The 23524-nt window shown below is 73.4% G+C and carries 22 protein-coding genes; 7 read left to right on the top strand and 15 right to left on the bottom strand.

All coding sequences use genetic code 11. From position 1 onward, the window contains the following. Positions 1–48 precede the first annotated feature (48 nt). Genes ACFFHC_RS02920 through ACFFHC_RS02940 form a run of 5 tightly spaced genes read right to left on the bottom strand, consistent with a single transcriptional unit; the run spans position 49 to position 6155 of the window. Positions 49–1734 carry a ribonuclease J gene (locus ACFFHC_RS02920; RefSeq protein ID WP_379802890.1) on the bottom strand — a complete coding sequence of 562 codons (1686 nt, stop codon included), beginning with the start codon at positions 1732–1734 and terminating at the stop codon, positions 49–51. 44 nt (positions 1735–1778) lie between these two features. Beyond that, a complete protein-coding gene (locus ACFFHC_RS02925) occupies positions 1779–2849 on the bottom strand; it encodes a cytochrome P450 family protein (protein WP_379802893.1) in 1071 nt (356 codons plus the stop codon). Further along, on the bottom strand, positions 2846–3625 hold the full coding sequence (gene bioD, locus ACFFHC_RS02930) for a dethiobiotin synthase (protein ID WP_101849838.1): 780 nt from the start codon (positions 3623–3625) through the stop codon (positions 2846–2848). The genes ACFFHC_RS02925 and bioD overlap by 4 nt, the downstream gene beginning before the upstream one ends. Next, entirely contained in the window at positions 3622–4782 is a 1161-nt protein-coding gene (locus ACFFHC_RS02935) for an aminotransferase class I/II-fold pyridoxal phosphate-dependent enzyme (RefSeq protein WP_180802260.1), read from the bottom strand. The genes bioD and ACFFHC_RS02935 overlap by 4 nt, the downstream gene beginning before the upstream one ends. Then, complete coding sequence (locus ACFFHC_RS02940; RefSeq protein ID WP_238138202.1) at positions 4779–6155, bottom strand: adenosylmethionine--8-amino-7-oxononanoate transaminase; 1377 nt, start codon at positions 6153–6155, stop codon at positions 4779–4781. Before ACFFHC_RS02940 ends, ACFFHC_RS02935 begins: the two co-directional genes overlap by 4 nt. A gap of 70 nt (positions 6156–6225) precedes the next feature. On the opposite strand from ACFFHC_RS02940, the gene ACFFHC_RS02945 reads away from it, so the two are divergent. Further along, entirely contained in the window at positions 6226–7020 is a 795-nt protein-coding gene (locus ACFFHC_RS02945) for a thymidylate synthase (RefSeq protein WP_070705126.1), read from the top strand. An 84-nt stretch (positions 7021–7104) separates the two neighbouring features. Further along, complete coding sequence (locus tag ACFFHC_RS02950) at positions 7105–8109, top strand: dihydrofolate reductase (RefSeq protein WP_070705125.1); 1005 nt, start codon at positions 7105–7107, stop codon at positions 8107–8109. 31 nt (positions 8110–8140) lie between these two features. Here ACFFHC_RS02950 and ACFFHC_RS02955 read toward each other — a convergent pair whose 3' ends face one another. Then, complete coding sequence (locus tag ACFFHC_RS02955) at positions 8141–8635, bottom strand: HIT family protein (protein ID WP_070705124.1); 495 nt, start codon at positions 8633–8635, stop codon at positions 8141–8143. A gap of 35 nt (positions 8636–8670) precedes the next feature. Further along, positions 8671–9597: a PhzF family protein gene (locus tag ACFFHC_RS02960; protein WP_379802904.1), complete on the bottom strand. Its 927-nt coding sequence runs from the start codon at positions 9595–9597 to the stop codon at positions 8671–8673. Positions 9598–9710: 113 nt separating this feature from the next. On the opposite strand from ACFFHC_RS02960, the gene ACFFHC_RS02965 reads away from it, so the two are divergent. Together ACFFHC_RS02965 and ACFFHC_RS02970 are read left to right on the top strand one after the other, a co-directional pair. Continuing rightward, positions 9711–10106 carry a selenium-binding protein SBP56-related protein gene (locus tag ACFFHC_RS02965; RefSeq protein WP_070705123.1) on the top strand — a complete coding sequence of 132 codons (396 nt, stop codon included), beginning with the start codon at positions 9711–9713 and terminating at the stop codon, positions 10104–10106. A 20-nt stretch (positions 10107–10126) separates the two neighbouring features. Then, positions 10127–10813 (top strand): hypothetical protein, encoded by a 687-nt coding sequence (locus tag ACFFHC_RS02970; protein WP_238138201.1) that lies wholly within the window; start codon positions 10127–10129, stop codon positions 10811–10813. A 91-nt stretch (positions 10814–10904) separates the two neighbouring features. Here ACFFHC_RS02970 and ACFFHC_RS02975 read toward each other — a convergent pair whose 3' ends face one another. The 6 genes from ACFFHC_RS02975 to paaA are packed head-to-tail and all read right to left on the bottom strand — an operon-like array spanning position 10905 to position 16522. Next, on the bottom strand, positions 10905–12503 hold the full coding sequence (locus tag ACFFHC_RS02975) for a DHA2 family efflux MFS transporter permease subunit (RefSeq protein WP_379802911.1): 1599 nt from the start codon (positions 12501–12503) through the stop codon (positions 10905–10907). A 31-nt stretch (positions 12504–12534) separates the two neighbouring features. Further along, positions 12535–13650, bottom strand: a complete 1116-nt coding sequence (gene paaE / locus ACFFHC_RS02980) for a 1,2-phenylacetyl-CoA epoxidase subunit PaaE (protein ID WP_070705236.1) — start codon at positions 13648–13650, stop codon at positions 12535–12537. Positions 13651–13702: 52 nt separating this feature from the next. Then, entirely contained in the window at positions 13703–14251 is a 549-nt protein-coding gene (paaD, locus tag ACFFHC_RS02985; RefSeq protein ID WP_371327515.1) for a 1,2-phenylacetyl-CoA epoxidase subunit PaaD, read from the bottom strand. Then, on the bottom strand, positions 14245–15180 hold the full coding sequence (gene paaC, locus ACFFHC_RS02990; protein WP_238138200.1) for a 1,2-phenylacetyl-CoA epoxidase subunit PaaC: 936 nt from the start codon (positions 15178–15180) through the stop codon (positions 14245–14247). The genes paaD and paaC overlap by 7 nt, the downstream gene beginning before the upstream one ends. Further along, positions 15177–15464, bottom strand: a complete 288-nt coding sequence (gene paaB, locus ACFFHC_RS02995) for a 1,2-phenylacetyl-CoA epoxidase subunit PaaB (protein WP_070706257.1) — start codon at positions 15462–15464, stop codon at positions 15177–15179. Before paaB ends, paaC begins: the two co-directional genes overlap by 4 nt. After that, positions 15461–16522 carry a 1,2-phenylacetyl-CoA epoxidase subunit PaaA gene (gene paaA / locus ACFFHC_RS03000; RefSeq protein ID WP_101849835.1) on the bottom strand — a complete coding sequence of 354 codons (1062 nt, stop codon included), beginning with the start codon at positions 16520–16522 and terminating at the stop codon, positions 15461–15463. The genes paaB and paaA overlap by 4 nt, the downstream gene beginning before the upstream one ends. A 68-nt stretch (positions 16523–16590) precedes the next feature. Between paaA and ACFFHC_RS03005 the strand changes: the two genes are divergently transcribed. The 3 genes from ACFFHC_RS03005 to ACFFHC_RS03015 all read left to right on the top strand — a co-directional run bounded on the left by ACFFHC_RS03005 (position 16591) and on the right by ACFFHC_RS03015 (position 20416). Continuing rightward, positions 16591–17799: a heparan-alpha-glucosaminide N-acetyltransferase domain-containing protein gene (locus tag ACFFHC_RS03005; protein WP_180802259.1), complete on the top strand. Its 1209-nt coding sequence runs from the start codon at positions 16591–16593 to the stop codon at positions 17797–17799. Between the two features lie 101 nt (positions 17800–17900). Further along, entirely contained in the window at positions 17901–20153 is a 2253-nt protein-coding gene (locus ACFFHC_RS03010; protein ID WP_070706254.1) for a carbon starvation CstA family protein, read from the top strand. 2 nt (positions 20154–20155) lie between these two features. Beyond that, on the top strand, positions 20156–20416 hold the full coding sequence (locus tag ACFFHC_RS03015) for a YbdD/YjiX family protein (RefSeq protein WP_070706253.1): 261 nt from the start codon (positions 20156–20158) through the stop codon (positions 20414–20416). A gap of 115 nt (positions 20417–20531) precedes the next feature. On the opposite strand, the gene ACFFHC_RS03020 is transcribed toward ACFFHC_RS03015, so the two are convergent. Beyond that, on the bottom strand, positions 20532–22994 hold the full coding sequence (locus tag ACFFHC_RS03020; RefSeq protein ID WP_070706252.1) for a polyribonucleotide nucleotidyltransferase: 2463 nt from the start codon (positions 22992–22994) through the stop codon (positions 20532–20534). Between the two features lie 181 nt (positions 22995–23175). Beyond that, the gene (gene rpsO, locus ACFFHC_RS03025; RefSeq protein WP_070706260.1) at positions 23176–23439 is read right to left on the bottom strand and encodes a 30S ribosomal protein S15; all 264 of its coding nucleotides are present in this window, start codon (positions 23437–23439) and stop codon (positions 23176–23178) included. Positions 23440–23524: the final 85 nt, after the last annotated feature.

A 23524-nucleotide genomic window follows, 5' to 3' on the forward strand; every position in this document is an offset into this window, starting at 1 on the left:
CCCCAGGGAGCGGCGGGGCCTCGTCCGACCACGGGCGCGGCGGGCGCCTCAGGCGTTGATGACCACCGGGATGATCATCGGGCGACGCTTGAGCTTGCCGCCGATGTACCCGCCCATCGCCCGGCGCACGACCTGCTGCAGCTGGTGCACGTCCGTGGTGCCCTTCAGGCGGGCCTCCTCCAGGGCCTGCTCCACCTTGGGCACCGCGCGCTGCAGGATCTTCTCGCCCTCGGACACGCCGCGGGCGTGGATGTCCGGGCCGGAGATGATCTTGCCGGTGTCGGCGTCACGCACCACGACGATGGAGACGAAACCCTCGTCGCGCAGGATGCGGCGCTCCTTGAGGAGGTCCTCGTCGGAGGTGCCGACGTTGCCGCCGTCGACGTACACGTGGGCCGCCGGCACCTGGCCGACGATCGAGGCCTTGCCGTCCACGAGGTCGACGACCACGCCGTCCTCGGCCACCACGACGTTCTCCTCGGGCACACCGGTCTGCTTGGCCAGCTCGGCGTTGGCCAGCATGTGGCGCCACTCACCGTGCACGGGCAGCACGTTCTTGGGCTTGACGATGTTGTAGGCGTACAGCAGCTCACCGGCGCTCGCGTGGCCGGAGACGTGCACCATCGCGTTGCCCTTGTGCACCACGTTGGCGCCCAGCTTCATGAGGCCGTTGATGACCTTGTACACCGACTTCTCGTTGCCGGGGATGAGCGAGCTGGCCAGCAGCACGGTGTCGCCCTCGCCCACCTCGATCTGGTGGTCCTGGTTGGCCATACGGCTCAGCGCGGCCATCGGCTCACCCTGCGAGCCGGTGCAGATGAGCACCACCTGGTGCGGGGGGAGCTTGGCCAGCTTGCGCACGTCCACCAGCACGTTGTCCGGCACGTCGAGGTACCCCAGGTCGGAGGCGATGCCCATGTTGCGGATCATCGAGCGCCCCACGAAGGCGACCTTGCGCCCGGTAGCCGCGGCGGCATCGAGGATCTGCTGCACGCGGTGCACGTGCGAGCTGAAGCAGGCCGCGATGATGCGCTTCTCGGACTTCGCGAAGACGCGCTCGATGGCCGGGGCGATGTTGCGCTCCGGGGTGGTGAAGCCGGGCACGTCGGCGTTCGTGGAGTCGGTGAGGAACAGGTCCACCCCCTCCTCGCCGAGGCGGGCGAAGGCCCGCAGGTCGGTGATCCGGCCGTCCAGCGGCAGCTGGTCCATCTTGAAGTCACCGGTGACCAGCAGCGTGCCGCCGGGGGTGTGGATGAACACCGCGAGAGCGTCCGGGATGGAGTGGTTGACGGCCACGAACTCGCACTCGAACTTGCCGAAGTTCTCGATGTCGTCCTCGCGCACCGTGATCGTGCGCGGGGTGAGCTTGTGCTCCTTGCACTTGGCCTCGACCAGGGCGAGCGTCAGCTTGGAGCCGACCACGGGGATGTCGGGGCGGTTGCGCAGCAGGTACGGCACGGCGCCGATGTGGTCCTCGTGGCCGTGGGTCAGCACCAGGGCGACGATGTCGTCCCAGCGGTCGTCGAGGTACTCGAAGTCCGGGAGGATGAGGTCGACGCCGGGCTGCTGGCTGTCGTCCGGGAAGAGCACGCCGCAGTCGACGATGAGCAGCTTGCCGCCGTACTCGATGACGGTCATGTTGCGGCCGACCTCACCGAGGCCACCCAGGGCGACGACGCGGACGCCGTTCTTGGGCAGCTTCGGGGGCTCGGGCAGGGTGGTACGAGGCGTCACGTGGATCCTTCGTGTCGATCGGTCTGGACGGTGCCCGCCACCGGTCATCGATGCCGTGGCTCGGGCAGGAAAATCAGGGGGGACCTGCGCTCGGGCGCGGGGTCCGTCGGGGTCCACGGTACTCGCCCGACCGCCTCAGGCCCCAAGCGGGAGGGGCGCGACCCGCACGGCGCCGGGCGACTGGAACGAGAAGAGGTCCACCCGCGGGCCGGTCGACCGGAGCTCGACCGGCCCGAGGGTCCGGGCGGTGGCCGCCAGGATCTCCTCGGTCTCCACGCGGGCCAGCTCCCCGCCCAGGCACCGGTGCGGGCCGACGCCGAACGCGAACGACCCGGGGCGCCCGCCACCAGCCAGCGCGTCGTCTCGTGGCCCGCCACGACCGTGAAGAAGGCGGCCGAGGCCGCGACCCGGTCGTCGCACCCGGCCCGCACCAGACGGCCCAGCAGGCCGTCGGCCTCGGCCCCGGCATCGGCCCAGGGCCCGGTGCCGTCCCCAGGGCCATCCCCACCGACGGCCGGCACGGCCGCCCGGACGCGCCGCAGCTCCGCCCGGATGGCCCGGTACAGCTCGGCGCACGCGCCGGCGAGATCCACCTGGCGGGAGTCGTCGGCCTCGCCCCAGAACAGCTCGAGGGCCGGGGCGGCGGAGCGAGCCAGCAGGTCGTGCGGCAGCCCCTCACCGATGCCGAGCAGCTCCGTCATCACCGCGAGCGGCACCCGACCGGGTCCGACCACCGCGAGGTCCACCTCGCCGTCGCGCCGGGCCGCCGCCAGGGCCTCCTCGGCGCCCTGCTGCGCCAGGGCGGCGATGCGGGGGCGCCACGCCCGCACCCGGCGGGCGGCCAGCAGCGGTGCCACCGCCCCACGCAGCACCGGGTGGGAGGGGGTGTCGTTGTTGGCCAGGGCCGGGGGCAGCGCGAAGCCGGCCCGGGCCAGCACCCGCAGGGCGGCGGGGCACAGCGGACGGTGCGCCACCATCGAGCCGGCCGGGCTCCAGGTGGCGGGGTCGAGCATCACCGCGGCGCCCAGGGCGGGGTCGAGCACCGTGGGCACGCCGCGGTGCGGGACGACCGGGAGAGCGGGCGCATGGTGCCCGGTGACGGGGCAGCCGGTCACGGCCACACCAACCAGCGGGCCGCCCCCGCGACGAGGTCCTCCGGCGACAGGTCCCCGGCCCCCGCGGGGACCGACCCCAGCAACGGCAGGCCGGTGACGCGCGGCAGGTCCTCCACGTTGCACCGCTCGGCCAGTCCCGGGTCCTCGCTCGAGGCGCCCACGACGAGGCCGGCCAGCGTGCGCGCCGGGAGCCGCTCGCCGAGCGGGCCACGCAGGGCCTCGACCGTCAGCGCCGCGTGGTTGAGGGTCCCCAGACCGGCGCGCGCCACGACGACCACCTGCACCGACAGCGCGTCACCGCCCCCCTCGTGATCCGGCGTGCCGGTGGCGAGCTCGCGCACGAGGTCGCGCAGGGTTCCCCCGGCGGCGTCCATCTCCACCAGCACGCCCCCGGCGCCCTCGAGCACCAGGGTCGCGCCGGCCGTCTCCCGCGCCAGCGCACGGGCCAGTTCACGGACCTGCTCGGCGTGCCGGGCCACGGTCGGGGCCTCCACGCCCGCCCGCCGGGCCGCCGTCGCCGGCGCCAGCGGCTCGGGCAGCCGCACCCCCTCGGAGGTGGTGAGGCCGACCGGCGCCCCGAGCATCCGCCGGACGGTCTGCACGTCGCCCTCCTCGTCCGCGGCCACGCCGGTCTGGGTGGGCTTGTGCAGGTGCACCCGCTGCCCGTCGGCCAGCAGCCGGGCGCACAGCGCCGCGGTGACCACGGTCTTGCCCACGTCGGTGTCCGTACCTGTCACCACCACCACACGGACCACCCCCGGGGCCTGCCCGCTCATGCGCCCGCCTCCGGCAGCGCCCGCTCGAGCGCGCTCTCCGGCACCGGCCCCAGGACCGACTCCAGGACGGCCGTACCGCGCTCGAGCGCGGCGTCGTCCAGCCCTGCCGAGGCCGTCACCCGCAGGCGGGAGACCCCATCTGGCACCGACGGCGGCCGGAAGCACCCGACGGCCACCCCCTGCTCCTGGCAGGCGGCCTGCCAGGCCAGGGCCGTGGCGGCGTCCGGGGCGGGTCGGGCCATCACCGCCCCGGGCGGTGCCTCGACCCCCAGGGCACCGGCCAGGCGGTCGCGCACCCGGTGCAGCCGCTCCACCCGCTCGGGTTCGTCGGCCAAGACGCCGAGCGCGGAGAGGGCCGCACCCGCCGGGGCGGGGGCGAGCGCCGTGTCGTAGATGAAGGCCCGGGCCGTGGCCGCCACGTGGCGCACCACCGCCGCCGGGCCGAGCACCGCCCCGCCCTGTGCCCCGAGGGCCTTGGAGAGGGTGACCACCTGCACCACGTCGGGCCTCCCGGCCAGGCCCGCGTGCGCCACCAGCCCCCGGCCTCCGCCGAGCACGCCCAGGCCGTGCGCCTCGTCCACCACGAGGAGCGCGCCGTGGCGGGCGCAGACCGCGGCCAGCTCGGCGAGCGGCGCGACGGCCCCGGTGACGCTGTCCACGGACTCCACGAGCACGAGCGCCCGCGGGGAGCGGCTGGCCGCGAGCACGGCCTCGAGCGCAACCGGGTCGTCGTGGGCGACGACCTGCTCCTGCCCGCGGGCCAGGCGCACGGCATCGTGCACCGAGGCGTGCATCCGGTCGGTGGCCACGAGGGTGGTGCCGCGGTCGGCGAGCGCCGTGACGACGCCCAGGTTGGCCAGGTAGCCGCTGGAGAAGACCAGGGCCGCCTCGGCGCCGCACCAGTCCGCGAGAGCCTCCTCCAGCGCCGTGTGCACGGCGGTGGTGCCGGTGACCAGCCGGCTGGCGGTGGCCCCCGCCCCGTGGAGCTCCAGCGCCTCCCGGGCGCCGGCCAGCACCCGCGGGTGGCGGGCCAGGCCCAGGTAGTCGTTGCCCGCGAGGTCGACGGCGCCCCGCGGCAGCGCACGCGGCCGACGCACGAGGTCGCGCCGTTCCCGCACGGCGGCGGCGCGCTGCAGGTGCTGCTCCCAGGCGCTCACCGGGGGCCGGCCTCGGTGACGGTCTCGGAGACGGCCTCGACGAGGCCGGTGGCGATGGTGGCCACCTCCTCGGGCGTGGCGACGTAGGGCGGCATCGTGTAGACGAGCGTGCCGAAGGGGCGCACCCACACGCCGCGGCGCAGGGCCGCCTCGGTGAGGGCCGGAAGGTCCACCGGCGCGGTCGTCTCCAGCACCCCGACGGCCCCGAGCACGCGCACGTCCCGGACGGTCGGCAGGTCCAGCGCCGGGGCGAGGTGCTGCTGCAGGCCCGCCTCGATGCAGGGCACCTGCGTGCGCCACTCCCCCTCGGCCAGGAGGTCGAGGCTGGCGTTCGCCGCCGCGCAGGCCAGGGGGTTGCCCATGAAGGTGGGGCCGTGCATCAGGGCGCCGGTGGCGTCGACGGCGGCGGCCACCTCGTCGGTGGCGACAACGGCCGCCAGGCTGAGGTACCCGCCGGTGAGCGCCTTGCCCACGCACAGGACGTCCGGCACCACCGGGCGGCCCTCGGGGTCCACCCCCGCGGCGTGGTCGGCCCCGAAGAGCGTACCGGTGCGCCCGAAGGCGGTGGCGATCTCGTCGAGGACCAGCACCAGGCCGTGCTCGTCGGCGATCTCGCGCAGCACGTGGAGGGCGCGCGGGTCGTAGGCACGCATGCCCCCGGCCCCCTGCAGGACGGGCTCCACGACGATGCCGGCCAGCTCGTGCGCGTGCTCGGCGGCGATGCGGCGGGTCTCGGCGGCCCAGGAGGCCAGCGCGGCGTCCGCCGACGGGCTGGCCGCCTGCGTGCCCCACCCGGCGCCGGCCGCCAGGGAGGTGGGCGCCCAGATCGGCGGGCGCGGGGCGAACACGTGCTCGGTGAGCACCCCGCGGAACATGGCGTGCATGCCGTTGTCCGGGTCGCAGACCCCCATCGGCGCCAGGGTGTCGCCGTGGTACCCGCCGGCCACGGTGAGCATGCGGTGCCGGCCGGTGCGTCCGCGGCCCAGCTGCACCTGGGCGCAGATCTTCAGGGCCACCTCCACGGACACCGAGCCGGAGTCCGCGAGGAAGACGTGGCGCAGCGGCTCGGGGGTCATGGCGACGAGGCGCTCGGCCAGCTCCACCGCCGGGGCGTGGGTGAGGCCGCCGAACATCACGTGGCTGAACCGGTCCACCTGCGCGTGCACCGCGGCGTCCAGGCGCGGGTGCCGGTAGCCGTGCACCATGCACCACCAGGAGGACATCGCGTCCAGCGGGGTGGAGCCGTCGGCCAGGTGCAGGCGGCAGCCCTGCGCGCCGACCACCTCGCGGGGCGGCACGGCCCCGGAGCGGCGCGAGTACGGGTGCCAGAGGACGGCGGCGTCGCGGGCGGCGGCATCGGTGCTGCGGGTCACAGTGCGGGACCCTACTGCGCCGGGTGGCCCACGGTTCCCGGGTGGGCCCAGCCTCGGTAGTTTTGCCCCCATGCGCCAGTACCTCGACCTGCTCCGCGACGTGCTGGAGAACGGCGTCGCCACCGACGACCGCACCGGCACCGGCACCCTGGCCGTCTTCGGCCGCCAGGCCCGCTACGACCTGCGCGAGGGCTTCCCGCTGGTCACCACCAAGCGCATCTACCGCAAGGGCGTCGTCGGCGAGCTGCTGTGGTTCCTGCGCGGGGACACCAACGTCCGCTGGCTGCAGGAGCGCGACATCCACATCTGGAACGAGTGGGCCGACGAGAACGGTGACCTCGGCCCGGTCTACGGCGCGCAGTGGCGCTCCTGGCCCTCGCCCGACGGCGGCAGCGTCGACCAGATCGCGAAGGTGGTCCGCAGCATCCGGGAGAACCCGGCCTCGCGCCGCCACGTCGTCAGCGCGTGGAACCCGGCCGAGGTGGACGAGATGGCCCTGCCGCCGTGCCACGCGCTCTTCCAGTTCCACGTGGCCGACGGCCGCCTGAGCTGCCAGCTCTACCAGCGCAGCGCCGACCTCTTCCTGGGCGTCCCCTTCAACATCGCCAGCTATGCGCTGCTCACCCACATGGTCGCGCACGTCACCGGCCTGGAGGTCGGCGACTTCGTGCACACGATGGGCGACCTGCACCTGTACTCCAACCACCTCGAGCAGGCCCGCGCGCAGCTCGCCCGGGAGCCGCGTGCGCTGCCGACTCTGGAGCTCAACCCCGCCGTGCGGGAGCTGGACGCCTTCGACCTCGAGGACGTGACCGTCCACGGGTACGACCCGCACCCGGCCATCAGCGCCCCCATCGCGGTCTGAGCGCCGCCGTGGGGCTGACCCGGGCTGAGCCCGTCGGCGCACCGGCAGCCGCCCGCGGCGGGGCCCACCTGCGAGACTCCCCCCATGCCCTCCCCGCGCTTCCAGGTCGTCCCGTCCACCTACCTCGTGGTGCTGCGCCAGGCCCCCGACCAGCCCGGCCCCCGCACCGAGGTGCTCCTGCAGCTGCGCCGCGGCACCGGGTACATGGACGGGTGGTGGGCCTGCGGTGCCGCCGGGCACGTGGAGGCCGGCGAGTCCTTCCTGCAGACCGCCACCCGTGAGGCGGCCGAGGAGCTCGGCATCGAGGTGCACCTCGACGACCTCGAGCCCGTCAGCGTGCTGCACCGCCACGTGGCGATCTCCACCCCGCTGGAGGAGCGGATCGACGTCTTCGTGCGTCCCCGCCGCTGGACCGGGGAGCCCGCGCTGCAGGAGCCGGACAAGGCCGCCGACCTGCGCTGGTGGCCGCTGGACGCCCTGCCGGAGCGCACCGTGCCGCACGAGGCCCAGGTGCTCACCGCCCTGGCCGAGGCCCACGAGCTCGGCGAGCGCGTGCCCCCGCTCATGACGCGGGGCTTCGACCAGACGCTGACGCTCGTGGTGGCCGTGGGAGAGAACGGGGCGATCGGCCGGGACGGCGGGCTGCCGTGGCACCTGCCCGCCGACCTCAAGCACTTCAAGGACACCACCATGGGCGGCACGATGGTGATGGGCCGGCGCACGTTCGAGTCGTTCGGGCGGCCGCTGCCCGGACGCCGCCACGTGGTGCTCACCAGCGACCGGGACTGGCTGCCCGGCGGCCAGGTGGACCCGTGCGACCGGGAGGCCGGCCCCCGCTTCCCCGAGGTGCTCGTGGCCCGCACCTGGGCCGAGGCGCTGCTCATGGCCGGTGACGGGGAGGTGTTCGTCGTCGGGGGCGCGGGCGTGTTCGCCGACGCGCTGCCGCACGCGGACCGCCTCGTGGTGAGCGAGGTGCACCAGGCCCCGCAGGACGCCGACACGTTCTTCCCCGAGATCGGCCCGGACTGGCGCGAGATCTCCCGCCGCCCGGCCGACGGCTTCGAGGTGGTGGAGTACCGCCGGGGCTGAGGGGCGCGGGCCCCGGGCCCGCGGTGCGGGGTCAGCGCCGGTCGCCGAGGCCCGCGTCCAGGGCAGCGGTGATCTCCGCCCGCAGCCCGTCGTGCTCGGCTCCGAGAGCGCACGAGGCGGCGTCCGGGACCCCCGCCCACCAGGTCACACCAGCGGGCCATCGGACGAGGGGGTCGGGTTCCCAGGCGAAGCGGGGTGTGACGTGGGCGTGCAGGAAGGCATCCGTGTTGCCCTGCACCTCGAGGTTGATGCGGCGGTAGGCCGGGTCGCGCCGGCGCACCACGTGCTCCACCGCGCGGGCCAGCAGCGCGGCATCGGCCAGGAAGTCCTCCTGCCGCTCGACGGTCAGGTCGGTCAGCGTCGTGGCCGTGGGGTCGTCGGTGATGAGCACGCAGTAGCCGGGGAAGTGCTGCACGTCCCCGATCACGGCGAAGCCGGCCCGGAGGCGGCGCAGCACCGTGGGGTTCTCACCGCGCAGGGCGGAACCCACTCGGTCCCGTCTCCAGTCGGACGTGGCTGTCGTCATGCCGCATCGTAGACGGGGCAGGCCGAGGCCGTTCCTCACCCCAGGTGTAGGGTCCCGCTCACCCGGGTGGCGCACCGACCGCCCACCCACACGTCGTGCCCGTCGTCCAGGAGCTCCACCCGGCCGGCCCGACCCACGGACCCACCCTGCGCGGCCGTCCACCGTCGCGGCACCCGGCCACGCTCCCGCATCCACTGCGCCACGGAGGCCTGCAGGCTGCCGGTCACGGCGTCCTCGTGCTGGGAGGTGAAGGCGCGCACCTCGTAGGCGACGCCGGCACCCGGGTCCGTCTCGACGCCGACGACGCCACAGCGCAGACCCGTCCCCACGAGCGATCCGCCCACGGCCCGCACCGCCTCGGCGTCGGCGAGCTCCACCATCCGCCACTGCGGCCCGTTGCTGCCCCACGCGTGGGCCACGACGTCCGCGGCGGTGAGCCCCAGCGCGTCGAGGACGCGGGCCAGGTCGTCCTGGGCCAACGGGCCGGTGCGGGTGCGCTCCGGGGCGGCGAAGGACAGCAGCGCACCTGCCTGGCCCGTCCGGCCCGGTGCGCCCTCCGTCCCCTCCGCGCCCGCCCCGTCGCGGCGCACGGTGACCAGCCCGATGCCGCACTCCTGCACCACCGTTCCCGCAGTGCCCCCAGTTCCCACGGTGCCCGTGCCGCCGTCGGAGCGGCTCCCCGGCACCCCTCCGGCCCCGAGCCAGGCGTGGGCGGCCCCGAGCGTGGGGTGCCCCGCGAACGCGTACTCGGTCACCGGGGTGAGGATCCGCACCCGGTAGTCGGCGCCCGGCACGGTGGGGCGCAGCAGGAACGCCGTCTCGGAGAACTGGGTCCAGCGGGCGACGGCCTGCAGCTGCTCGTCGGTGAGGTGGTCGGCGCCGTGCACCACGGCCAGCCCGTTGCCGGTGAACGGGCCGGTGGCGAAGACGTCGACCTCGGTGACCCGGAGCGTGGACCGCACGGTGACCTCCCGGACTGTGATCTCCCACCGGTCGGCGGGAGTTGGGGACACCCAGCCTCGCATGTGACGCTTCGTGATGCTGTCAATCACCTCAGCACACAATGATGACCTGCGTGTCCCGCACCTCGTGGAAGCCTGACGAGACCTTCTACCCTTCCCCCACGATGGCCACCCGCGCGCCCGCCGAGACGCTGGCGTACGTGGCCACCTTCCAGTTCGACGGCGCGGACCAGCCGAACGCGCTGGCCGTGGTGGACCTGGACCCCCAGAGCGCCGCGTACGGCTGCCGCGTTTACTGGACCAACAGCCTCTACGGCGCCTGGGACGACGACCTGTATCCCGAGGGCGTGGGTGCGTGGATGGCGAAGGCCGACGTCGACCCGGAGAACGGCGGCATGGTGCTGGACGAGACGTTCTTCCCGCACGGCGAGGACTTCCGCGGCAACCGGGTGCACCAGGTGCGCCTGCAGGGTGGCGACTCCTCCAGCGACTCGTACTGCTTCCGGTGACCGGTGGCGCGAGCCCGGGCGTGCTCCCGGCCCACGGCGGCCACGAGCACGCCCCGGCGGACCTCGGGCTCGGTGACTGGCTCGCCAGCGCCGGGCTCGGGGCCTTCCACGGGCTGAACCCCGGCATGGGGTGGCTCTTCGCGGTCTCCTTCGGGCTGCAGCAGCGCAGCCGTCGGGCGCTGCTCGGGGCGATCGTGCCGATCGCCCTGGGGCACGAGCTCTCCGTGCTGCCGACCGCCCTGGTGACCGCAGTGGTCGCCGGGGCGGTCACCCACGCCGTGGCGCTCGGCGTGGTCGCCGTGCTGCTCGTGGGCTTCGGCGTCTACCTGCTGGGGCGCCGCCGCCACTTCCGCTGGGTGGGCATGCGCCTGGGCTTCTGGGAGCTCGCCTGGTGGTCCTTCCTCATGTCCACCACCACCGGCGCGGGGCTGATGCTGGCGCCCGTCGTCGTGGGGGCGGGCGCCCCGACGCCCGAGGGGCTCACGCTGTCGCTGGGCACGGCCCTGTGGCAGGCGGCCGGGCTGGCCGTCGTCCACGCCCTGGCCATGGCCGTGGTCTCGGCCGCGATGGCGCTGGCCGTGTACGAGGTGATGGGGCTGGAGGTCCTGCGCAGCCACTGGGTGAACCTCGACCGGCTCTGGGCCTGGACGTTCGTGGTCGCCGGCGTCATCGTCGCGATCACGTGGGCCGTGGCGCTGCTGCTCTGAGCCCGCGGGCGCCCGCCACGAACGGCGCCACGCCGCGGTCGCCCACCCCGCCCCGCGAAGGGCACCGACGCCCCCACGACCCGAGCCCTGCTCAGGCCGTGGGGGCGTTCTCGTCCCGGTGCGCCACGAGGCAGACCGCCGCCAGAGCCCCGAGCACCAGCACGGCGGCGGGCAGCAGCATCGCCTCGCGCAGCGCGGCGCTCATGGCGTCGGCCACGACGGGCGGCACCTGGCCCCCGGCGTGGGCCATGGCCTCACCGCCGGCCGCGACACCGTCCGCGGACCCGCCGGCGCCGCTCCCGGCCGAGTCGGCCCCGCCGCCCGACGCAGGAGCGCCACCCGGAGCCCCGCCCGCACCCACGAGGTGCGCCGCCATCCGGGCCTCGATGAGGGCCGCGATGGCCGCCGACCCCAGCACCGACCCCACCTGCCGGGTGGTGTTGTACACGCCGGACCCGGCCCCGATGGCGTGCGGCGGCAGGGTGCGCGTGGCCGCGACCGACAGCGGCGCCCACACGAAGCAGCTGCTCAGCCCGATGAGCGCCCACGGCGCCAGGAGCAGCAGCAACGGGGTGCCCGGGGAGATCGTGAGGGCCGCCAGCAGGTAGCCGGCCGCCAGGCCCACCAGGCCGCCCGTGGCCAGGACCCGCGGGTGCAGCCGGTCGACCAGACCGCCGGCCCAGCGGGCCAGCAACATCGTGACCACGGACGAGGGGGCCAGCACGAGCGCGGCCTGCGTCGGCGACATGCCCCGCACGGACTGCAGGTACAGGATCATCGGGAACGCGGTGGCGATGGTGGCGAACCCCACCGTCGTGATGGCCAGGTTGGCCAGACTGAAGTTGCGGTGCGCGAAGAGCCCCAGCGGCACCAGCGGCTCGCCCCGCTGCACCGCCTGCCAGGCCACGAAGGCGCCGAGCACCACGAGGCCCGCGACGATGAGCAGGGGCACGCTCACCCAGCCGATGATGCGGCCCCAGTCGTAGGTCTGACCCTCCTGGATGCCGAACACCAGCAGGAACATGCCCAGGGCGCTGAGCACCACCCCCAGCCCGTCGAAGCGGTGCGCCCGCTGCTCGAACCGCGGCACGAGCCGGACGGCCAGCACGAACGCCAGCACCCCGACCGGCACGTTGACGAAGAAGATCCACTCCCAGCCCACCGAGTCCAGCAGCAGCCCTCCGAGCAACGGCCCCACGAGCGTGGCCACGCCAGCGGTCGCGCCCCACGCCGCCATCGCCCGGCCCCGGCGCTCACCGGGGAAGAGCCGCGTCATCACGGCCATCGTCTGCGGGCTCAGCAGCGCGGCCCCGAGCCCCTGCACCACGCGGGCGGCGACGAGCGCCTCGATGCTGTGCGCCAGCCCGCACCAGGCCGACGCGGCCGTGAAGACCGCCAGGCCCAGCAGGTAGATGCGGCGCGGCCCGAACCGGTCCCCCAGCCGCCCCGTCACCAGCAGCGGCACCGCGTAGGCGAGCAGGTAGGCGCTGGTCACCCAGACCACCTGGCTCACGGTGGCGTCGAACTCGCCCATGAGCGCCGGGGTGGCGATGGACACGATGGTGGAGTCCACCAGCACCATGAAGAAGCCCAGGCACAGGGCCCACAGCGCCGGCCACGGGTCCACCTCGCCCGGGTGGGGCGCAGCACGGTCCGGCACGGGGTGCGTCGTCGAGGGGTTCGCGGTCACGCGGCAACCCTAGGGCCGAGGACCGACGACCTCAGACGTCGAAGTCGACCTCGGCGGTGTCCGTCACCGGGTGGCTCTGGCAGGCCAGCGCGTAGCCGGCCTCCACCTCGTCGGGCTCCAGCGCGTAGTTGCGGTCCATGCGCACCTCGCCGGCGAGCACCTTGACGCGGCACGTGCCGCACACGCCGCCGGTGCACGAGAACGGCGCGTCCGGCCGCTCGCGCAGGGTGGCGTCCAGGATGGTCTCCCCGTCCCGGCTCGGCATCGGCACCTCGCTGCGGCGCCCGTCCAGGGTCACGGTCACCACGGCCTCCGGCGGGGCGGAGGTGTCCACCGGCTCCGGGGCGGACTGCGGCGGGGCGTCCTCCACGTGGAAGACCTCGTGGTGCACGACCTCCTCGGCGACGCCCTTGGCCGCCAGCAGCTCGCGGGCGGTCTCCACCATCCCGAACGGACCGCACAGGTACCAGTGGTCCACCTGGTCCACCGGCACCAGCGTGGAGAAGATGCGCTCCAGCCGCTCGGCGTCGATGCGGCCGTGGAGCAGCTCCACCTCCTGCGGCTCGCGGGAGAGCACGTTGAGCAGCTGGAAGCGCCCCGGGTACTGGTTCTTGTAGTCCGCCAGCTCCTCGAGGAACATGATCGAGTCCGTGCGGCGGTTGCCGAAGATCAGCGTGGCGCGCGAGCCGGGCTCCTCCTCCAGCAGGGTGCCCAGCAGGCTCATGACCGGCGTGATGCCCGAACCGGCCGCGATGGCCACGTGGTGGCGCACCGCATCGGGCTGCGAGGGGTTCACGAAGGTGCCCATCGGGGTCATCACCTGCAGCTCGTCCCCCTCGGACACGTGGTCCACGAGCCAGTTGCTCATCACGCCCTGTGGCACCGTGGAGACCGCCACGCGCACGTGCTTGTCGCGCAGGGCGCGCGAGCGCGGCAGGCAGATGGAGTACGACCGGCGCACGTCCACCCCGTCGATCTCGGCGCGCAGCGTCAGGTGCTGCCCGGGCTCGAAGGCGAAGTCCTCGGCCAGCTCGTCGGGCACGTCGAAGGTGATGGCCACCGAGGTGTCCGTCAGCCGCTCGACCCTGGCCACCCTCAGGGGGTGGAAGGTCGCGCGGCGTCGGGTCGGGGTGCTCAGGGGGCTCATCTCTCTCCAGGGTCTCGCAGGGTGTTCTCGGGTCGGGTCACGACGGCGGGCCTCACAGCGGCTTGAACTCGTCGAACGGCTCGCGGCAGGCGCGGCAGCGGCGCAGGGCCTTGCAGGCGGTGGAACCGAAGCGGGCCAGCTCCTCGGTGTCCGCCGAACCGCATGCCGGGCAGCGCACCTGGCGCACCTGCAGCTGCAGGCCCACCGGCCCGTCGGCGGGCCCGGACCGTGCTGCGCCGGCCGGGCCGGGCGGGGCGATGCCGAAGGCGCGCAGCTTCTCGCGGCCCTCGTCGGTCATCCAGTCGGTGGTCCACGGCGGGTCGAGCCGGCGCTCCACCTCGGGATCCCAGCCGCGCAGGGCCACCGCGCGGGCCACCTGGCCCTCCATGACCTCCATGGCCGGGCAGCCGGAGTACGTGGGTGTCATGACCACGTGCACCGTGCCGCGGTCCTCGTCGGCCTCCACCGAGCGCAGGACGCCCAGGTCCGCCAGCGTGATGACGGGGATCTCCGGGTCGGGGACCGACTCCAGGGCCCGGAGCACCTCCTCGACCGGGGCGCGCCCCGCCCCGGCCGCCGGCAGGTCCGCCCCGGTCACCACGAGGCGCCGGGGTGGGCCCGCGCCACCGACTGCATCTCGGCCAGCAGGTAGCCCAGCTGCTCGGAGTGCGTGCCCGTGCGCCCGCCGCCGGCGTTCCAGCGCCCGGCCGCGGGGCGCTCGAGGGTGGCCACCCGGAGCACCTCGGCCACGTACGCGATCGCCGCCTCGGCGGTGGTGCTCGGCAGCACGCCCAGCCCACGGCGCGCGGCCTCGGTGGCCACCGGGTCGTCCTCGGAGAGCTCGGCCACGAACGGCTCCAGGGCCGCCAGGGCGGCGGCGGTGCGCCGGCCGGACTCCTCGGTGCCGTCGCCCAGGCGGATCACCCACTGGGCCGCGTGGTCCCGGTGGTAGTCCACCTCCTTGAGCGCCTTGCGCGCGGCACCGACGCCGACGGCGTCGGCGCCCTCGGTGCGCACGAGGCGGGCCAGGGTCTCCAGCAGGTGGGCGGAGAACCACAGCATCCGCACCATCTCGTGGGCGAAGTCGCCGCGCGGCTGCTCGACGAGCCAGCGGTTGCGGAACTCCCGCTCGGTGCGGAAGTAAGCCAGGTCGTCCTCCGCCAGCTCCTGCACGCCGGGCAGGAGCTGGGCGTCCAGCTCGCCCACCCGGGTGTACAGCGTGCGCGCCTGACCGACGAGGTCCAGGGCCACGTTGCCCAGGGCCATGTCCTCCTCGATCTGCGGGGCACGGCTGATCCACTCCCCCAGGCGCTGGGCGTACACCAGGGCGTCGTCGGCCAGGCCCAGCAGGTAGCGCGCGGAGAGCTGCTCGTCGGTCATCGAGGCCGGGTCGCCGGCGGCGTCCCACGGGCGGGGCGCGCGGCCGACGGTCTCGGGGGTCGTGGGCACCGGCGCGCCGGGCTCGGGCTCGAAGCGCTGCGGCTCCTTCGGCGCGGTGCCGGGCATGGTGGCCAGCTGCTCGTCGCTCACAGGTACTCCACGTCCTCGGGGACGTCGTAGAAGGTCGGGTGGCGGTACACCTTGTCGGCGGCCGGGTCGAAGAAGCTGTCGCGCTCGTCCGGGCTGTTGGCCGTGATGTCGTCCGCCTTCACCACCCACACGGAGACGCCCTCACCACGACGGGTGTAGACGTCGCGTCCGTTGCGCAGCGCCATCTCGGCGTCCGGCGCGTGCAGCGATCCGACGTGCGTGTGGTTCAGACCGCGCTTGGCACGGACGAAGACCTCCCACAGGGGCCAGGCCTGCTCGCTCACGCAGCCACCTCCTTCTTCTCGTCACGGGCCTGCTTGGCGGCGTGGGCCGTCGCGGCCTCACGCACCCAGGCGCCCTCCTCGTGCGCCCTCACCCGGTGTGCGATGCGCTGTGCGTTGACCGGCCCGTTGCCCTTGACGACCTGCCAGAACTCGTCCCAGTCGACGGGGCCGAAGTCCCAGTGGCCGCGCTCGGCGTTCCACCGCAGGTCCGGGTCGGGCAGGGTCAGGCCGAGCTTCTGGGCCTGCGGCACGGTCATGTCGATGAACTTCTGGCGCAGGTCGTCGTTGCTGAAGCGCTTGATGCCCCAGGCCATCGACTGCTCGGTGTGGCCGCCGGAGGCGTTCTCGCCGGTGTCCGGCGGGCCGAACATCATGAGCGCGGGCCACCAGGTGCGGTTCACCGCGTCCTGGGCCATCTCGCGCTGCGCCTCGGTGCCCTGCATGAGCGCCCAGAGGATCTCGAAGCCCTGCCGCTGGTGGAAGGACTCCTCCTTGCACACGCGCACCATCGCGCGGCCGTACGGACCGTAGGAGCAGCGACACAGGGGCACCTGGTTCATGATCGCCGCGCCGTCCACGAGCCACCCGATGGCGCCGGCGTCGGCCCAGGTGAGCGTGGGGTAGTTGAAGATCGAGCTGTACTTCTGGCGCCCGGTGTGCAGGCGGTCGAGCATCTCGTCGCGGCTCATGCCCAGGGTCTCGGCGGCGGAGTAGAGGTAGAGCCCGTGGCCGGCCTCGTCCTGCACCTTGGCCATGAGGATGGCCTTGCGGCGCAGGCTGGGGGCGCGGGTGATCCAGTTGCCCTCCGGCTGCATGCCGATGATCTCGCTGTGCGCGTGCTGCGCGATCTGGCGGATCAGCGTGTCGCGGTACTCCTGCGGCATCTCGTCGCGGGGCTCGATGCGCTTGTCGGCCGCGATGAGCTCGTCGAAGTGGGGCGTGCCCTCGCCGTCCCGGTCCAGCACGCCGTCGGCCTGGTCCTGCAGGGCGGCGGAGTACTCAGGGGTCTCGGCCGCGTTCAGGGGTTCCTCGGGAACTGCGAAGTCGTTGCCGTACATGCACGCAGTATCGGCCACGGAATGTGATGCAGCAAACACCGGGGGGGTCACCTGAGAGACTGCCCCCCATGTCCCATGCCGTCCCCGCTCGCGTCGACGACACCCCGGCCCACCCCCGGGGCACCCGTCAACCCCGACTGCGGGGCATCGACCTCGCGCGGACCGCGGCGGTCGTCGGGATGGTGGGCACGCACCTCAACGTCCGCTACGTCGACGAGCCCTGGGGCGACCTCGGGTGGGTCGTCATCGGGCGGTCCTCGGCGCTCTTCGCCGTGCTGGCCGGGCTCTCCATCGCGCTGGTCACCGGGCGCAGCACCCCGCTGGTGGGCTCCCGGCTGCACGACGCCCGCATCAGCCTGTCGGTGCGCGCACTGCTGCTCTACCTGCTCGGGCTGGCCCTGGGCACCCTGGACTCCGGCATCGCGGTGATCCTGCCGGCCTACGGTGCGATGTTCCTGCTCGCGGTGCCCCTGGTGCACCTGGGGGCCCTGGCCCTGGCCACGTGGGCGGTGGCGTGGTGCTTGGTGGCCCCGTGGCTGGCCTCGCCGGCGCGCGCCTGGGTGGCCGACCCCAGCAGCCCCGTGCACTCCCTGCCCGACCACGGCGGGTGGCTGGCCACCACCGAGCAGCTCACCCTCACCGGCTTCTACCCGGTGGTGTTCTGGTTCGGCTACGTCCTGGCCGGCATGGCCCTGGGCCGGCTCGACCTCACACGCTGGACGGTCCAGCGCGGCATCGCCCTGGGCGGGGTGGCCCTGGCCACCGGCGCGTGGCTGGTGAGCCGGCTCGCCACCGCCCAGCCCTGGGTGCAGCACCGCATGCTGGCCACGTGGAACGACGCCCCCGTGGCGGACTTCGCCGGCCTGGACCGGGAGGCGCGCCACGGCCTGCACGGGCAGGCCCCGGCCGACTGGGTCTGGCAGCTCACCATGTACCCCCACGCCTCCACGATGATGGACCTCCTGCACACAGTGGGCACGTCGATGGCCGTCATCGGGATGGGGCTCCTGGTGGTGCAGGCGTGGCCGCGGGCCCAGCGGCTGTGGGTGCTGCTGGGCGCCATCGGCACCATGAGCCTCACCGCGTACACGCTGCACATCCTGGTGCGCACCTTCTACGACGGATCGGGCGACTACGGCGTGGAGGTGTTCGTGGTGCACCTGGCGGTGATGGCCGCCGTGGCCGTCCCGCTGGTGCTGCTCGGCCGCCGGGGACCGCTCGAGGCCCTGTTCTCCCGGGCCTGCCGCGGCGCCGCGGAGCTGGTGACGCGACCCTGAGGTCACGGTCGGGTCACGCCGTGCGCGGGGCCGGGTGCCACGGCCTCCGACGGGCGTAGGTTCGAGGCACCTCACGCCCCCATCCCCTCAGGAGGACCCCGATGTCAGCACCCCCGCAGGAGCGGCGGGCCCCCGAGGCCCGTGACCTGCCACCGGTCTCGGTCTCCGAGCCCCACACCGTGACGCCCAGGGAGAAGGTCGTCTTCGGCGTCGTGGCCCTGGCCGGAGCCGTCGCCTGGTGGATGATCGCGATCTCGCGCGGCGAGCAGGTCAACGCCGTGTGGTTCGTGCTCGCCGCCGTCGCCACCTACCTCATCGCCTACCGCTTCTACGCCCGGCTCATCGAGTACAAGGTCGTCAAGCCGCGCGATGACCGCGCCACCCCGGCCGAGCTGTACGACAACGGGCAGGACTTCATGCCCACCGACCGGCGCGTGCTCTTCGGCCACCACTTCGCCGCCATCGCCGGCGCCGGCCCGCTCGTGGGCCCCGTGCTGGCCGCACAGATGGGCTACCTGCCCGGCACCCTGTGGATCATCTTCGGCGTGGTCTTCGCCGGCGCCGTGCAGGACTACCTCGTGCTGGCGCTCTCCACCCGCCGCCGCGGTCGCTCCCTGGGCCAGATGGCGCGCGACGAGCTCGGCCCGGTCGGTGGCTGGGCCGCCATCGTGGGCGTGCTGAGCATCATGATCATCCTCATCGCAGTGCTCGGCATCGTCATCATCGGCGCCCTGGCACACAGCCCGTGGGGCGTGTTCTCACTGGCGCTGACCATCCCCATCGCCCTGTTCATGGGTGTCTACCTGCGCTTCCTGCGCCCCGGCCGCGTCTCCGAGGTCTCCCTCATCGGTGTGGCCCTGCTGCTGGCCGCCATCGTGGCCGGCGGCGTGGTCGCCGACACCTCGTGGGGCGCCGAGACCTTCACCCTCTCCCCGCTGGCCCTGAGCTGGTGGCTCATCGCCTACGGGTTCGCCGCCTCGGTGCTGCCGGTGTGGCTGCTGCTGGCCCCGCGCGACTACCTGTCCACCTTCATGAAGGTCGGCACCATCGTGCTGCTGGCCGCCGGCATCCTCGTGGCTGCCCCGGCCGTGCAGTTCCCGGCGCTGAGCCAGTTCGGCAAGGACGGCACCGGCCCGGTGTTCGCCGGCAACCTGTTCCCCTTCCTGTTCATCACCATCGCCTGCGGTGCCCTCTCGGGTTTCCATGCGCTGGTCTCCTCCGGCACCACCCCCAAGCTGCTGGAGAAGGAGGGCCAGGCCCGCCTCATCGGCTACGGGTCCATGCTCACCGAGTCGTTCGTGGCCATCATGGCGCTCATCGCCGCGGTCATCCTCGACCCGCACGTGTACTTCGCCATGAACGCCCCGGCGGCCGCCACCGGCGGCACCGCGCAGACCGCCGCGGACTACGTCAACGGCCTCGGCCTGGGCGGCACGCCCGTCACCGCCGAGCAGCTCGACCAGGCCGCCAAGCACCTCGGCGAGGAGTCCATCGTCAGCCGCACCGGTGGCGCGCCCACTCTCGCGTTCGGCATGAGCGAGGTGCTCTCCTCCTTCGGTGGTGGCGACGGCATCAAGTCGTTCTGGTACCACTTCGCCATCATGTTCGAGGCGCTGTTCATCCTCACCACGGTCGATGCCGGCACTCGCGTCGCGCGCTTCATGCTCAGCGACACCCTCGGCAACGTGCCGGGCCTGGGCCGCTTCAAGGACCCCTCGTGGAAGGTCGGCGCGTGGCTCTGCTCGGCCCTCGTCGTGGCCGGCTGGGGCTCCATCCTGGTCATGGGCGTCACCGACCCGCTGGGCGGCATCAACACGCTCTTCCCGCTGTTCGGCATCGCCAACCAGCTGCTGGCCGCCATCGCGCTGGCCGTGGTCACCACCATCGTGGTCAAGAAGGGCCTGGTGAAGTGGGCCTGGATCCCCGGCGTGCCGCTGGTGTGGGACCTCGTCGTGACGATGTCGGCCTCCTGGCAGAAGATCTTCTCGGACAACCCGAAGATCGGCTACTGGGCGCAGCACGACGCGTGCAAGGCCTTCCGCGACACCGGCCAGGGCGCCTGCGGCACGGCCAAGACCCCCGAGGCGGTGGACGCGGTCGTGCGCAACACCTTCATCCAGGGCACGCTGTCGATCGTGTTCGCCCTGCTCGTGGCCGTGGTGGTGCTGGCCGCCCTGTGGGTGTGCCTCAAGGCCGTCCGCGCCGGCGGGCTGCCCACCAGCGAGGACGAGCCGGTTCCCTCGCGCACCTTCGCCCCGCGCGGGTTCTTCCCCACCCCGGCCGAGAAGGAGGTCCTCGCCCAGTGGCAGGCCGCCGGTCTCGACCCGAGCGGCAGCCCGGCGCGGAGCCACTGACCGTGGCGCCCACCACCGACCGCTCCCCCGGCCCGGCGACCCCACCGCGGGCCGCCGGGCCGGGGGGCCAAGGCCCTGCCTGGCTCCGCGGGCTGCGCTTCGCCCGGTGGTACGTGGCCTCGATCATGGGCGACAACCACTACGAGCAGTACGTGGCCCGGATGCGGCGCGACCACCCGGACTGCCCGGTGCCCACCGAGAAGGAGTACTGGCGCGCCCGCATGGACGCCCAGGACACCAACCCGCAGAACCGCTGCTGCTGAGCACGCAGCACCCGGCACCGCTCGGCCACCCCGGCCGGACGCGCGAGGAGGCCCCCACCACACGGTGGGGGCCTCCTCGTGTCAGTGCGTCAGCCGGTCACCCGGACGGTGGGGCTCAGTCCTCCGAGCCCTCACCACGGCCGCGGCCACCACGGGCGCCACGGCGGCGACGCGGACGACGACGCTCGCCGTCCTCACCGTCGGAGTCGCCCTCGACGGCCTCACGGGCCGGCTCGGCATCGGCGGAGTCCTCGCGGACGGACACCGGCTCGGGGCGCTCGGCCTCGTCCTCGGTGCGGGTCGCCCGGGCACCGCCACCGATCTTGCCGGACTGCGGGGCGGCCTCGGCCGCGCCCTCCTCGTCGGCCACCACGGCGCCCAGCGAGAGCTTGCCGCGCTGGTCGATCTCCTTGAGCTCCACCTGCACCTTGTCGCCGACGTTCAGCACGTCCTCGACCGCGTCGATGCGCTTGCCACCGACGAGCTTGCGGATCTCGGAGATGTGCAGCAGGCCGTCCTTGCCCGGCAGCAGGGAGATGAACGCACCGAAGGTGGTGGTCTTGACGACCGTGCCCAGGAAGCGCTCGCCGATCTCCGGCATCTGCGGGTTGGCGATGGCGTTGATGGCCGACCGGGCCGCCTCGGCCGAGGGGCCGTCGGTGGCGCCGATGTACACGGTGCCGTCGTCCTCGATGGAGATGTCGGCGCCGGTGTCCTCCTGGATCTGGTTGATCATCTTGCCCTTGGGGCCGATGACCTCACCGATCTTGTCGACCGGCACCTTCACCGCGATGACGCGCGGGGCGTTCGGGCTCATCTCGTCCGGGGCGTCGATGGCCTGCGACATCACGTCGAGGATGTGCAGGCGCGCGTCGCGGGCCTGGGTGAGCGCCTTGGCCAGCTCCTCGGCAGGGATGCCGTCGAGCTTGGTGTCCAGCTGGATGGCGGTGACGAAGTCCTTGGTGCCGGCCACCTTGAAGTCCATGTCGCCGAAGGCGTCCTCGGCACCGAGGATGTCGGTGAGCGCCTGGTACTGCACGCCCCCGTCGACCTCGGCGGACACCAGGCCCATGGCGATGCCGGCCACCGGCGCCTTGAGCGGCACACCGGCGTTGAGCAGCGACATGGTGGAGGCGCAGACCGACCCCATCGAGGTGGAGCCGTTGGAGCCCAGCGCCTCGGACACCTGGCGGATGGCGTACGGGAACTCCTCGCGGCTCGGCAGCACCGGCACGAGCGCACGCTCGGCCAGGGCGCCGTGCCCGATCTCGCGACGCTTGGGCGAGCCCACGCGACCGGTCTCACCGGTGGAGAACGGCGGGAAGTTGTAGTTGTGCATGTAGCGCTTGCGCGTCACCGGGCCGAGGCCGTCGATCTGCTGCTCCATGCGCAGCATGTTCAGCGTGGTGACACCCATGATCTGGGTCTCGCCACGCTCGAAGATGGCCGAGCCGTGGACGCGCGGCAGGGCCTGCACCTCGGCGGACAGGGCACGGATGTCCTTGGGGCCACGGCCGTCGATGCGGACGCCGTCACGCAGGATGCGCTCGCGGATGAGCTTCTTCTGCAGGGCCTTGAACGCGGCGGAGACCTCCTTGGCGCGACCGGCGAAGGGCTTGCCCTCCTCCTCGTCGGCCCCGGCCAGCTCGGCCTTGAGGGACTCCTTGATCTCGTCCAGGCGCGCCTCACGCTCCTGCTTGCCCGCGATGGTCAGGGCCTGCGCGGTGTCCTGCGCGGCGGCGGCCTCCACGGCGGCGTAGGCGTCGTCCTGGTAGTCCAGGAACAGCGGGAACTCCTGCACCTCCTTGCCGGCCTCGGCGTGCAGCTTCTGCTGGGCCTCGCACAGGGCGCGGATGAAGACCTTGGAGGCCTCGAGGCCCTGGGCCACGACCTCCTCGGTGGGGGCCGTCTTGCCCTCGTCGTTCACCAGGGTCCAGGTGGACTCGGTGGACTCGGCCTCGACCATCATGATCGCGACGTCGTCGCCGGCGATGCGGCCGGCCACCACCATGTCGAAGGTGGAGCGGGCGATGTCCGAGAAGTTCGGGAAGGCCACCCACTGGCCGTCGATGAGCGAGAGGCGCACACCACCGATGGGGCCGGAGAACGGCAGGCCGGAGATCTGGGTGGAGGCGCTGGCGGCGTTGATGGCCAGCACGTCGTACTGGTGGTCCGGGTGGTGGGCCAGCACAGTCACCACGACCTGCACCTCGTTGCGCAGGCCCTTGGTGAAGGTCGGGCGCAGCGGGCGGTCGATGAGGCGGCAGGTGAGGATCGCGTCGGTGCCCGGGCGGCCCTCACGGCGGAAGAACGAGCCGGGGATGCGGCCCGCGGCGTACATGCGCTCCTCGACGTCCACCGTCAGCGGGAAGAAGTCGAAGTGGTCCTTGGGCTCCTTGCCGGCCGTGGTGGCCGACAGGACCATGGTGCTGTCGTCGATGTCGTCCTCGACGAGGTAGGCGGCCACCGAGCCGGCGGCCTGCTGGGCGAGTCGCCCGGTCTCGAACCGGACCGTCTTGGTGCCGTGGGCACCGTTGTCGATGACGGCCTCGGCGAACGTGATCTCAGGACCCTCCATGGGGTCCTCCCTTCTGTTGGTCAGCACACGGGCATCGTCGTTGTGCCGTGTGTCTGGTGGTCCGGTGTTCCTCCCGGCGCGTGGTGCGACGGGTCACGAGGAGGCCGGTCGGACCGGCCGACCCCCTCTACTCATACCAAAAGCGGCCCCCGGGGGGGGCCGCAGTCGGCAGAGAGCTCTTTCAGCGGCGCAGGCCGAGCTTCTTGATCAGCGCACGGTAGCGCTCGATGTCGGTGGACTCCAGGTAGCGCAGCAGGCGCTTGCGGCGACCCACCAGCAGCAGCAGGCCACGACGGGTGTGGTGGTCGTGCTTGTGCTGACGGGAGTGCTCGGTCAGGTCCTTGATGCGCTGCGTGAGCAGGGCGACCTGCACCTCCGGCGACCCGGTGTCACCCTCGGTGGTGGCGTACTCCTCGATGATGGACTTCTTCTTGGCAGCGTCCAGCGTGGTCAAGCGTGACTCCTCAGGGTCGTTGCGCGGCGCGCCCGGGCCTGTTCTCCGGGGCATTCGGCGTCCGCGGCCGATCGAA

Origin of the sequence: Kytococcus schroeteri (assembly GCF_042433515.1) — a bacterium.
Classification (GTDB): domain Bacteria; phylum Actinomycetota; class Actinomycetes; order Actinomycetales; family Dermatophilaceae; genus Kytococcus; species Kytococcus schroeteri.